This window comes from Streptomyces sp. NPDC005485 (genome assembly GCF_040606085.1).
Taxonomy (GTDB): domain Bacteria; phylum Actinomycetota; class Actinomycetes; order Streptomycetales; family Streptomycetaceae; genus Streptomyces.
In genome coordinates this window covers 1-11412 of record NZ_JBEXDZ010000227.1, presented here as the reverse complement: position 1 = coordinate 11412, position 11412 = coordinate 1, and the positions used below count along the sequence as shown (strand labels likewise).

The 11412-nt window shown below is 71.9% G+C and carries 12 protein-coding genes and 1 pseudogene; 8 read left to right on the top strand and 5 right to left on the bottom strand.

From position 1 onward, the window contains the following. Positions 1-186: 186 nt before the first annotated feature. Both ABZS97_RS41040 and ABZS97_RS41035 read right to left on the bottom strand, forming a co-directional pair. On the bottom strand, positions 187-465 hold the full coding sequence (locus ABZS97_RS41040) for a hypothetical protein (RefSeq protein ID WP_356147827.1): 279 nt from the start codon (positions 463-465) through the stop codon (positions 187-189). A gap of 55 nt (positions 466-520) precedes the next feature. Further along, complete coding sequence (locus ABZS97_RS41035) at positions 521-1318, bottom strand: PspA/IM30 family protein (RefSeq protein ID WP_356147824.1); 798 nt, start codon at positions 1316-1318, stop codon at positions 521-523. 299 nt (positions 1319-1617) lie between these two features. Here ABZS97_RS41035 and ABZS97_RS41030 point away from each other — a divergent pair, with 299 nt between their 5' ends. From ABZS97_RS41030 to ABZS97_RS41020, 3 genes and pseudogenes are all read left to right on the top strand, one after another. Continuing rightward, positions 1618-2244: a DUF3043 domain-containing protein gene (locus tag ABZS97_RS41030; protein ID WP_356147821.1), complete on the top strand. Its 627-nt coding sequence runs from the start codon at positions 1618-1620 to the stop codon at positions 2242-2244. 83 nt (positions 2245-2327) lie between these two features. Further along, positions 2328-3029 carry a methyltransferase domain-containing protein gene (locus ABZS97_RS41025; RefSeq protein WP_356147818.1) on the top strand — a complete coding sequence of 234 codons (702 nt, stop codon included), beginning with the start codon at positions 2328-2330 and terminating at the stop codon, positions 3027-3029. Between the two features lie 81 nt (positions 3030-3110). Continuing rightward, positions 3111-3509 (top strand): annotated as a pseudogene (locus tag ABZS97_RS41020) (S1C family serine protease); the annotation flags it as partial. Positions 3510-3558: 49 nt separating this feature from the next. Here ABZS97_RS41020 and ABZS97_RS41015 read toward each other — a convergent pair. Next, positions 3559-3816, bottom strand: coding sequence for a hypothetical protein (locus ABZS97_RS41015; protein ID WP_356147815.1), 258 nt, complete (start codon positions 3814-3816; stop codon positions 3559-3561). Between the two features lie 113 nt (positions 3817-3929). On the opposite strand from ABZS97_RS41015, the gene ABZS97_RS41010 reads away from it, so the two are divergent. Then, positions 3930-5144, top strand: a complete 1215-nt coding sequence (locus ABZS97_RS41010; RefSeq protein WP_356147812.1) for a bifunctional adenosylcobinamide kinase/adenosylcobinamide-phosphate guanylyltransferase — start codon at positions 3930-3932, stop codon at positions 5142-5144. Between the two features lie 12 nt (positions 5145-5156). Here the strand turns inward: ABZS97_RS41010 and ABZS97_RS41005 are convergent, their stop codons facing one another. Next, positions 5157-6218 carry a class I SAM-dependent methyltransferase gene (locus ABZS97_RS41005; RefSeq protein ID WP_356147809.1) on the bottom strand — a complete coding sequence of 354 codons (1062 nt, stop codon included), beginning with the start codon at positions 6216-6218 and terminating at the stop codon, positions 5157-5159. Between the two features lie 174 nt (positions 6219-6392). Here ABZS97_RS41005 and cobT point away from each other — a divergent pair, with 174 nt between their 5' ends. The 3 genes from cobT to ABZS97_RS40990 all read left to right on the top strand — a co-directional run bounded on the left by cobT (position 6393) and on the right by ABZS97_RS40990 (position 10245). Next, on the top strand, positions 6393-7553 hold the full coding sequence (cobT, locus tag ABZS97_RS41000; protein WP_356147804.1) for a nicotinate-nucleotide--dimethylbenzimidazole phosphoribosyltransferase: 1161 nt from the start codon (positions 6393-6395) through the stop codon (positions 7551-7553). Between the two features lie 197 nt (positions 7554-7750). Further along, positions 7751-9547, top strand: a complete 1797-nt coding sequence (locus ABZS97_RS40995; RefSeq protein WP_356147798.1) for a phosphatidylglycerol lysyltransferase domain-containing protein — start codon at positions 7751-7753, stop codon at positions 9545-9547. Then, a complete protein-coding gene (locus tag ABZS97_RS40990; RefSeq protein ID WP_356147795.1) occupies positions 9544-10245 on the top strand; it encodes a hypothetical protein in 702 nt (233 codons plus the stop codon). The genes ABZS97_RS40995 and ABZS97_RS40990 overlap by 4 nt, the downstream gene beginning before the upstream one ends. On the opposite strand, the gene ABZS97_RS40985 is transcribed toward ABZS97_RS40990, so the two are convergent. Beyond that, positions 10182-10949, bottom strand: coding sequence for a hypothetical protein (locus ABZS97_RS40985; protein ID WP_356147792.1), 768 nt, complete (start codon positions 10947-10949; stop codon positions 10182-10184). The genes ABZS97_RS40990 and ABZS97_RS40985 overlap by 64 nt on opposite strands. Positions 10950-11040: 91 nt before the next feature. On the opposite strand from ABZS97_RS40985, the gene ABZS97_RS40980 reads away from it, so the two are divergent. Continuing rightward, on the top strand, positions 11041-11412 hold a 372-nt coding region (locus ABZS97_RS40980), incomplete at its 3' end, for an adenosylcobinamide-GDP ribazoletransferase (protein WP_356147789.1).

Below are 11412 nucleotides of genomic sequence, written 5' to 3'. Positions count from 1 at the left end.
GTAGCCGGCCCCCAGCCAAGCTCCGCCATGCTCGACCCCCGGGCAGTACGCCCACGCGGCGACGGGCAAGACGTACCGGCACGGACCCGACCCACAACGCACCGCGAAAGGCGCCCACGCCAGCAGACGTACCGGCACGGACCCGACCCACAACGAACCCCCCTGCGAACGGCGCCCCCGCCAGAGTCAGCCCGGGATCAAGCCGTCGTCGCTCAGCATGGCGCGAACCTCTTCGAGGGTCGCGTCCGGCGCGGGGAGGATGAGTCCGGAGGGCTGGAGGGCCTCGTCGGCGAGTGGCTCGCCGAGGTGGCGTACCGCGTCGAGGAGGGCGCCGAGGGTGCGGCGGAAGCCGTCCTCGTCGCCGCTCTCCATTTCGGCGAGCAGCTCATCGTCGAGCTTGTTCAGCCCCGCGACATCGCTGTCGTCCAGCTTCCACTGCCCCTCCCCCATGATCCGTACGATCATGTCGCCCTCCTAAGGCGTGGGACCGAGTCGAAAACAGGTCGGCTACTGCTGTCGGCTACTGCTTGTCGAAGCGCGGAGTGTCCTGGGGCTGCGGCTGGGACTGACCCTGCCCTTGCCCGCCTTCGATCGCCTGCTGCTGCGAAGAAGGACCACCGGCCAGCTCGGCCTTCATGCGCTGCAGCTCCAGCTCTACATCCGTACCACCGGAGAGCCGGTCCAGCTCGCTCTGGATGTCGTCCTTGGCCAGCCCGGACTGGTCGTCGAGCGCACCCGAGGCGAGCAGCTCGTCGATCGCACCGGCCCGCGCCTGGAGCTGCGCGGTCTTGTCCTCGGCCCGCTGGATCGCCAGCCCGACGTCGCCCATCTCCTCGGAGATGCCGGAGAAGCTCTCCGCGATCCGGGTCTGCGCCTGGGCGGCGGTGTACGTGGCCTTGATGGTCTCCTTCTTCGTGCGGAAGGCGTCCACCTTGGCCTGCAGCCGCTGCGCCGCGAGGGTGAGCTTCTCCTCCTCGCCCTGGAGGGTCTGGTGCTGCGTCTCCAGGTCGGTCACCTGCTGCTGGAGCGCGGCACGCCGGGACAACGCCTCACGCGCCAGGTCCTCACGGCCGAGGGCGAGCGCCTTGCGGCCCTGGTCCTCCAGCTTGGAGGACTGTCCCTGCAGCTGGTTCAGCTGCAGCTCAAGGCGCTTGCGCGAGGTCGCCACGTCGGCGACACCCCGCCGCACCTTCTGCAGCAGCTCCAGTTGTTTCTGGTACGAGTAATCGAGGGTTTCGCGCGGGTCCTCGGCCCGGTCAAGGGCCTTGTTCGCCTTCGCGCGGAAGATCATCCCCATACGCTTCATGACACCGCTCATGGGCTTCGCGCGCCCCCTTCTGACGGACTCCAGCTCCAGGTACTGCAACAGAACCCACAGTACGGGCCCTGCATCCATTACCGCACTGTTCGGGGACGGATGCGCTCATCCCCAAGGACGACTGCGTACGACCCCGCTCCGGCGTAGGGAGTAGGTGGTTCTCGGGGTCCCCCGGGAAAATCGGAACACTTCCCGAGCACCTGCCGTGAGCCCGCCCGGCCGGAACCGTGCGCAACGTCCCCTCTGTCCCCCTACAGACGTACGGTGTTGCCGGATCGTTCCCCACTCCAACGACGTCCATGCCCCGGCACCCCGTACCCTTGGGTTTTGTGTTCCGAAGCCGTGCCAAGGAAGAGAAGGCCCTCGCCGACAAGGCGCAGGTGACCGACTCCAAGCAGCCCCGTGACCCGCAGGCCCCCAAGGGTCGCCCCACACCCAAGCGGAGTGAGGCCCAGACCCAGCGCCGCAGTGTCGCCACCACGCCGACGTCGCGCAAGGAGGGCGCCAAGCGCCAGCGCGACGAGCGCCGCGCCCAGCTGGAGAGGCAGCGCCAGGCGCTGGCCAGCGGTGACGAGCGCTATCTGCCTGCCCGCGACAAGGGCCCGGTGCGCAAGTTCGCCCGCGCCTATGTCGACTCGCGGTTCTGTGTCGCCGAGTTCTTCCTGCCGCTGGCCGTGGTCATCCTCGTGCTGAGCATGGTGCGGGTGGGCTCGCTGCAGAACATCGCGCTGCTGCTGTGGCTGATCGTGATCGTGATGATCGTGGTCGACTCGATCGGCATCGCGATCCGCCTGAAGAAGCAGCTCAACACGCGCTTCCCCGACGTGCCCAAGAAGGGCGCGGTCGCCTATGCGCTGATGCGCACGCTCCAGATGCGTCGACTCCGGCTGCCGAAGCCGCAGGTCAAGCGCGGAGAGCGGCCCTGAGCACCACCTCTTTCTCCGGGGGCGCGGCGGATGCCTGGCTGAGCAAGCTGGGCGGACTGCGTGATGTCGTACGGCAGGAGCTGGTGGCCCGGCAGCTCGACGAGCAGATAGCGGGACGCTTCCCGGTCGGGCAGCGGCTGCGCGTGCTCGACGTCGGGATGGGCCAGGGCACGCAGGCGCTGCGGCTGGCCCGGGCCGGGCATCAGGTGACCGGTGTCGAGCAGGACGCGACGATGATCGCGACGGCCCGGGAGGCGCTCGCGGCCGAACCGGAGGGCATCCGGGAGCGGGTGCGGCTCGTGGAGGGCGACGGCCGCGACACGGGCGTCCACTTCCTGCCGGGCAGCTTCGACGTGGTGCTGTGCCACGGCGTACTGATGTACGTCGAGGAGCCGGACGCGTTGCTGGCCGGTCTCGCCCGCATGCTGGCCCCCGGCGGCCTCCTCTCCCTCCTCGTGCGCAACGCGGACGCACTGGCCATGCGGCCGGGTCTGTCCGGTGACTGGGCGGACGCGCTGGCCTCGTTCGACACGGACGCGTACGTCAACCGGCTCGGCCTCGCCGTGCGCGCCGACCGGCTGTCGACGCTGACGGCCACGCTCGCCGGGATCGGCGCGCCGCTGCACGCCTGGTACGGGGTGCGGGTCTTCACGGACACGGCGGTCGACGGTGCGGCGGTCCCCGCGGACGCGGAGAACCTGCTGGCCGCGGAGGAGCGGGCCGGCCGTACGGATCCGTACCGCCAGGTGGCGGCACTGCTGCACCTGTGCGGCGTACGGGGCTGACGCGCTGCCGCGTCCGGGCAAGGGCACCTGTTCGAGCGTGCACCGGGGGCCGCACAACGCCCGCAAAGGGACACTTCCGGCATGGAGATGTCCCGTGCGCCCCTCCACCGTCTCGGTGTGGCCGCCGCCGCCCTCGTGTGCTCGGCTGCCCTGCTCGCCGGCTGTTCCGGGTCCTCGTCGTCGCACTCGTCGTCCTCGTCCACCAAGGACGGCTCGACGACCGCGCAGGCAGCCGTCCCGATGGCCGCCACCGACCTGCAGAGCGACTGTCCGAAGGTCATCAGGGACGTCCTGCCGTCGGTGGTCCAGATCCAGGCGAGCAGCGATCTGGGGTCGGGGGTCGTGTACGACGACCAGGGGCACATCGTCACCAACGCCCATGTGGTCGGCGACGAGAAGACGTTCAAGGTGACGACCGCCAACAACGAGGACGAGCTGCGGGCGACCCTTGTTTACGCGTACCCGGACCAGGAAGACGCGGACAGGGCGGCGGGCTGCCGGAAGCACGGGCTCCGGCAGCCCCGGGGCCCTAGGCGTTCTCGACGCTCTCCGCGTCGCCCGCGGCGTCGTCGCTCGTCGCGTTCTCCGCGTGCAGGCTCATCGGTCCGTAGATCTTTGTGCTGTCCTCGAACAGGAAGACCTGGTCCGCGCCCCCTTCGACGAGGTCCTTCCAGATCTCACCGATCCACGACTCGGCGTCCCCCTGCGTGGTGAACTCCTCGGGCACGACCGCGGGCTCAACCTCCGTCCCGTCGGACTTCTCGAACCGCCACGTCCATGCCGCCATGTACGCCTCCAAGGTGTGAGCACACTGCAGAGCGGAAGCCGGACAAGATCCGGCTCCCCTCCGAAGCCTAGTCGGACGCGCAACACCTGCGGCGACGCGCGAAAATCAACCCCGTGGAACTGACTCTGCTCGGCACCGGCGCCCCCGAGGGCCTGCCCCGCCCCGACTGTCCCTGCGCGGCCTGCGCGACCGCGCTCGGCGAGGACGCGCGGGCGGCGACCGCTCTCCTCGTCGACGGCACCCTGCTGCTCGACCTCACCCCCGGGGCCGCGTTCGCCGCCGCCCGCGCCGGGCACTCGCTCGGCGGCGTACGGCAGGTGCTGCTCTCGCATCCGCACGACGGACCCGCGGTCGAGGTTCCGGCCGGGCTGCCGCAGCCCGGGCGGGTGCCGGACGGCAGGGAGTTGGCGCTGCTCACCGGGCACCGGGTGCGGGCGGTGCCGATGGACGCGCCCGGCACGGGGTACGCGGTGACGAGCCCGGACGGCCTGCGCCTGCTCTACCTTCCCCCGGGCGCGGCTCCGGCCGGACTCGACGTGAACGGCGACGCGCCGTACGACATGGTGGTCGCGGATGTCGTCGGGCGCCCGGACGCGCTCGCCCGGCTGCGTGCGGTCGGCGCGATCGGACCGGCGACCGACGTGATCGCGGTGCACCTCGACCACGACGTGCCGCCCGGGCCCGAACTGCGCCGCCGGCTCGCCGCGGCCGGGGCACGCGCGGTCCCGGACGGCTCGACCCTGACCGTCGGCGTCTACGAGGACGTACCGGACGTGCCGCGCCGCACCCTCGTCCTGGGCGGGGCCCGCTCCGGCAAGTCCGTGGAGGCGGAACGGCGGCTGGAGTCCTTCCCCGACGTCCTGTACGTGGCGACCGGCGGCTCCCGCGGTGGTGACACCGAGTGGGCCTCACGCGTCAGCATCCATCGTGAACGCCGGCCCGGCTCCTGGCGCACCGTGGAGACCTGCGACCTCGTCCCCCTCCTCGGGGACGACGGCAAGGACGACGGCGCCCCCCTGCTCATCGACTGCCTGTCCCTGTGGCTGACCGACGCCATGGACGGCGTGAACGCCTGGGACGACGACGAGTGGGCGGGCGGCGGCGAGCGAGCGCTGCGGGCCAGGGTCACCGAACTGACCGCCGCCGTCCGGGGCACCCGCCGCACGGTGGTCGCCGTCTCCAACGAGGTCGGCTCCGGCATCGTCCCGGCGACGGCCTCCGGGCGCCGCTACCGGGACGAGCTGGGGCGGCTGAACGCGGCGTTCGGGGCGGAGTGCGAGCAGGTGCTGCTGGTGGTGGCGGGTCAGGCGGTGGCGCTGCGGGGGTGACTGCGCGGGGTGTCAGCGTCGCGCGATGATGCGGTACGCGTTGGAGAACCGGGTGCGTCTCAGGAGTGGGGCGAGCGCGTGGTCCAGCGCGGCCGCCGAGGCGAGGAGTGGGGCGGACGCCCGCGTCAGGCCCGTACGCAGCCGCTGCTGGAGCACGGTGGGCGGTACGGGTCGCCACGGGGAGTCGGCGGCGGGGAGGACGCGGCCGAGCGCCAGGGCGAGGGCGCCGGCGAGGTCGTACGGGATGTGTGCCGCGCGCCGGTCCGCGACGACGACCTCGCAGCCGAGCGACTCCAGTTCGCCGAGCAGGTTGGGCAGCGGCATGAGGTGGAGGTGCCGGGGCTGGCGGTAGGACACCCACCACTTGCCGAGCAGCGCGCCGAACGCGCAGTCGGGGTCGGGGACTTCGACGAGCAGATGTCCGCCGGGGCGCAGCGCGGCGAGCGCGGCGCGCAGTTCCTCGCGCGGGTCGGGGGTGTGCTCCAGGTGGTGGAACATGCTGACGACGTCGTAGCGGGCGCGCAGGCGTTCGGCGATCTCGGGGTCGGTGAGCCGGCCGTGGTGGGCCTCCTCGATCCGTCCGGCGGCGCGGGCCTGCTCGACGCGGCGGGTGGAGTCGAGTCCGTCGAAGGCGGTGTACGCGTGCACTTCCCTGGCGGCTTCGGGGAAGTGCCCGTGCCCGGTGCCGACGTCGAGCCAGCTCTCGGGTTCGGGGTAGGCCAGCATGGCGCGGGCGGCGGCGCGGTGGCGGCGCAGGTTGCCGCGGGATCCGAGGATGCGCTCGGCGAGCGGGTCGTGGCTCTCGTGGTGCAGGTCGCGGTCGTAGAAGGCCAGTCCTTCCGGGGTGAGCCGGGGGTTCTGGAAGGCGTGCGCGCAGTCGCGGCACTCGTCGACGACGAAGGTGCCGGGTTTGCGCTGCAGCAGATCCTGCGTGCGCAGCCGGGTGCGCAGCCGCTTGGAACCGCACCAGGGGCAGTCCTCGCGGCGCGGTTCGTGGAAGTGGTCGGTGCCCTGGGCGAGTTCGCTCAGGTAGGCGGCGCGCCGCTCGGCGGTCGTCTGCGGGGTGGGGGGCATGGGCGCTCCTGGGGACGACTGGGGCGGGGGCGGCGGGAAGGGCGGTGGGAGGGGCGACGGTGACCGGCTGCGGGCCATAAGACAATCCGATACAAACCGTACGTATGGGATGGCGATCGTGGGCGCAACGACGTGGCGCAGCCGTGTTCGATCGCTGCCGGTACTGTTCGGCGAATGAGCTCGCTTAATCTCGACGACTTCACCGATCTGATCGAGCGCCCCGACGGCGGAGTGCGCCGCGATGCCGAGGCGCGCCTGGAGCGCCGGATCGTGCCGCCCGGCTCGCTGGGCCGCCTCGACGAACTGGGTGAGTGGCTGTCGGCGGCGCAGTCGGCGGTGCCGGTGCGGCCGATCGCGCAGCCGCGTGTGGTGCTGTTCGCCGGCGACCACGGAGTCGCCGAACTGGGTGTGTCGGCGCACCCGGCGGGCAGCGCGGAACAGTTGGTGCGGGCGGTCCTGGAGGGCGCGAGCCCGGCGGCCGTGCTCGCCCGGCGGCTCGGTGTGCCGGTGCGCGTGGTGGACATGGCGCTGGACTGCGATCCGGAGGCACTGCCCGCGGACGTCGTCCGGCATCGGGTGCGGCGCGGTTCGGGCCGTATCGACATCGAGGACGCGCTCACCGCGGAGGAGGCCGAGGCGGCGTTCCTGGCGGGCGTCGCGATCGCGGACGAGGAGGCCGACTCCGGTACGGATCTGGTGGTCCTCGGCGATGTGAGCGTCGGCGGGACCACGGTCGCCGGCGTGCTGATCGCGGCGCTGTGCGGCACGGACGCGTCGGTCGTCACCGGGCGCGGCGGCCGGCCGATCGACGACCTCGCGTGGATGCGCAAGTGCGCCGCCGTGCGGGACGCGCTGCGCCGGGCGCGGCCGGTCCTCGGGGACCAGTTGCAGTTGTTGGCGGCGGTCGGCGGGGCCGACATCGCGGCGATGACGGGTTTCCTGCTGCAGAGCGCGGTGCGCCGGCTGCCGGTCGTCCTGGACGGGGTGGTCGCGTCCGCCTGCGCCCTGGTCGGGCAGCGGATCGCGTTCCGGGCGCCGGACTGGTGGCTGGCCGGGCACAACAGCGGTGAGCCGGGGCAGGCGAAGGCGCTGGACCGGATGGCGATCGAGCCGCTGCTCGACCACGGGGTGACGGTCGGCGAGGGCGCGGGCGCACTGCTGGCCCTTCCGCTCGTCCAGGCGGCGGCCGCGCTGGCGGCGGAGCTTCCGGAGCTGCCCGCCGTAGCCGACCAGGCATCGGAGAAGCCCTCCGAAGACGTGTCCGAAGCGGTGTCCGAGGAGCCGCTCGGAGAGGCGGCCGAAGAGGCACCCGGCGCCGCGTCCGCCACTGAGTAGCCGGAGCGGACGGCGCACCGGACGCGGCAGCTGACGGCGCATGGGGCGCGGCCGGTCCGGCTCCCCCGGACCCCGTTCTCCCACTTCGCGCCGCGACGGCGGAACTTTGCCTGCCCCCTCCCTCACAAGGGGCAGGCCGAATCACCCGCCCCAGTGATCCCTCGCCTGCACCACAGCGCCCCATATCATCACCCCTCATGGGAGATGCCCGAATTGCCGCAGCGCAGGAACGGGCCCCGGCCCCCAGGGGCGACGGGGAGCGCCGGTCCACGGCCACGTCACGCAGATCCGCCGCCTTCGCCGTCTGGTATCTGCGCGCCGTCACGTTCATCAACTTTCTGAGTGCCGCGTGGGTGTCTCTCGGGCAGGACCTGCGCCGCCACAACACCGAGAACTTCTTCACGCCGTACCTGCTGACCGCGGGCTTCGCGTCCGGTGTGTTCGCGATGTTCCTGGCCATCACCATGCGGCGCAGAAAGCGGGCCGCCTGGATCCTGAACTTCGTGATCAGCGGGCTGTTCCTGCTGCTGTTCGCCGTCGCGATGGCGTTTCCCGAGATCCGCCAGTACGCGCAGAACTGGATCTCGCTGGTCCTGACCGCGGCGTTCGTGGCGTCGCTGGTGTTCGGCCGCCGGGAGTTCTACGCGAAGGGCGACCGCTCCAACCCGAGGCTCGCCGCGGCCGTCGGGGTCGGCGGTCTGCTGGTCACCTCACTGCTCGCCGCGCTCCTGGTGACCGTCACCAACACCGCGCACGACGCGCACCGTTCGACGTTCCTGGACCGGTGGCGCTACGGCACCCTGCGGCTGATCTCCGTCGCCGCCGACGACTCCCACTTCCCCGGCATCACCTCGCCCAACTGGGTCAACGTCACCATCAACGTGCTCAGCACCCTGCTCGTGCTGGCCGTCTTCTACGCGGCCTTCCGCTCCCGGCGCGCCGTCGACCCACTCACCGAGGAGGACGAGCGGGCTCTGCGGGCGCTGCTGGACAAGAACGGTGACCGCGACTCGCTCGGCTACTTCGCGCTGCGCCGCGAGAAGAGCGTGGTGTGGTCGCCGACCGGCAAGGCGGCGGTCGCCTACCGCGTCGTCGGCGGGGTCTCGCTGGCCAGTGGCGACCCCATCGGCGACCCGGAGGCCTGGCCCGGTGCCATCGAGCCCTGGCTCGCCGAGGCGCGCGTGCACGGCTGGATCCCGGCGGTGATGGGCGCGAGCGAGGAGGCGGGCACGATCTACGCCCGCCATGGCCTCGACGCTCTCGAACTGGGCGACGAAGCCCTTGTGGAGACGGCCGAGTTCACCATCGAGGGCCGGGCCATGCGCACGGTCCGGCAGGCGTACAACCGGGTCAAGCGCGCCGGCTACGAGGTACGCATCCGGCGCCACGAGGACATCCCGGACGACGAGATGACGAACCTTCTGCGGCGCGCCGACGACTGGCGGGACGGGGCGACCGAGCGCGGGTTCAGCATGGCGCTGGGGCGGCTGGGCGACCCGGGTGACGGCCAGTGCGTGATGCTGGAGTGCACCGACGGGAACGGTGACCTGCGGGCGCTGCTGTCCTTCGTGCCGTGGGGGCCCAGCGGCCTCTCCCTCGACCTCATGCGCCGCGACCGGGACTCCGAGAACGGGCTCATGGAGTTCATGGTCATCGAGCTCCTGCGCCGCGCCCAGGAGATCGGAATCACTCAGGTCTCGCTCAACTTCGCCATGTTCCGGTCGGTCTTCGAACGTGGCGCACGCCTTGGCGCGGGACCCGTGCTGAGGCTGTGGCGGTCCCTGCTCAGCTTCTTCTCCCGCTGGTGGCAGATCGAGTCGCTGTACCGCGCCAACGCCAAGTACCGGCCTATCTGGGAGCCCCGATTCCTCCTCTTCGAGAAGAGCAGCGACCTGTTGCGCATCGGCCTCGCGTCCGCGCGCGCGGAGGGTTTCCTGGAGGCGCCGGGCCTGCCGAAGTGGCTGCACCGCAAGCATCTGGAGTCCCACAGATGAACACGCTCGCCCGCTGGGCCCGGGCCGAATGGGGGCTGCTGTACGTCACCGTACGGGCGGCCCTCGTCGCCAGGCACTGGCGGGCGATTCCGATGACGCTCGGGGCCGTCTGCCTGACGGCGGCGTTCCAGTTCGTGCAGAACCAGTCCTGGGGCTTTCAGTTCGTGCAGAACATCGGGTCCGTGCGGGCGGAGGAGCCGCTGCGGCTCGCCCTGCTGCGCACCCCGCTCTCCTTGTTCGTACCGGCTCTGGACCTCCCGGTGTGGGGTGCGCTGGTGCAGGTCCTGCTGGTGTTCGGGATCGCCGAGGTCTGCCTCGGCTGGTGGCGCACGCTGGTCCTCGCCTATGTCGCCACGCTGGCCGGCACGCTCTACGCGCGCGTGGGCATCGCCTTGGGCACCGGCAACCTGCTGGGGCTGCCCGCCTCGGACGCGCAGGTCGTCGACACCGGTCCGTCGGCGGCCGTGGTCGGTCTCGCCGTGTTCGTGGCGTGGCGCTATCGGGCGTACGGCACGGCCGGGCTGGTGATCGCGGCCATGGTGATCGAGGTCGCGGTGAAGGAGAACCTGGCGGGCAAGGAGCATCTGGCCGCGATCGCCGCCGTCCTGGTGGTGTGCGCGCTCTCCGCGCTGCGTCACCGGCGGCCGGGCAGGGAGCGGGCGGGTTCGGGGTCGGGCTTGCCGCCGATCCAGTCCTGAAGGACGCGGCGGGGGCCGGCCCAGCGGCGGTCGTGGTGGTAGGCGCGCAGGATCGACCGGGCGCGGGCGCGCGGCCGCCGCCCGTAGAAGCGTCTCGCCCACGGGGAGCTGGGGCGGGCCAGCCGGATGGCGCCGACCACGGCGACGACCGGGACGACCGCCCCGAAGATCGCGGTGCGTCCCTTGCCCTTGCTGAGGGCGATCAGCGCGAAGCCGAAGTTCGCCACGATGGTCGCGATCGCCCCGCTGCGGTTCTGGAGTTCCTCGCTGCTGAGGTCGTTGACCCCGAACGGCAGGAAGCCGCTGAGGACCAGGCCGACCAGGGCCGCCGTGACGGCCACGACCTCGACGCTCTTGCGGCCCTCCTCGGTCCAGTACACGTCGTCGAGGTGCAGGATCAGCGCGAACTCGTCGAGCACCAGGCCCGCGCCCATCCCGAACAGCACGGCGCACACGGCCGAGCCGAAGCCGTGCCGCCCGCTGGCCACCGCGCCGAAGCCGCCGATCACGGTCAGGACCACTCCGGGCACCACGTGATGGATGTGCAGTCCGCCCGCCTTGACGTTGCCGAACGGGCCCTTGCCCGCGCGGATCAGCCGGACGATGACCCGCGTGACCACGAAGGTCACGATGAACGAGGCGAGTGCGAGGAGCAGCGGCAGCTTGCCCGGCTCGATGATGTTCCGCTGCAGCCAATGACCCATATACGAACTTTATCCACGTCATCACGGGGAGCCACCACTTCCGCGCGAAGCCGCCGCGCCGGTCGTCCGGCCCCCCGGGTAACCTGCGCCGGTGTCCAAGACCCCGCTCACCGACAGCCTCCGCTTCGCCTTCGGCACCCTGACCGTGCTCCCCGTCAAGGTGACCCGCTGGGACCGCGAGGCCGCGCGCGGCGGGATGCTGTGCGCCCCCGTGGCCGGGCTGGTCGTCGGCCTGTGCGCCGCCGCGCTCGGCGGGCTGCTGCTGTTCCTGAACGCGGGACCGCTGCTCGCCGCCGTGGCCACCGCCGCCGTACCGGCCGCGCTCACCCGGGGCCTGCACCTCGACGGGCTCGCCGACACCGCGGACGCGGCGAAGTGGGCCCGCGAGCAGGAGTACGCCCTGCGCAAGGACCTCTGGGCCTTCGACGGCAACCGCATCGCCGTCCGCTTCCAGTACGAGTCC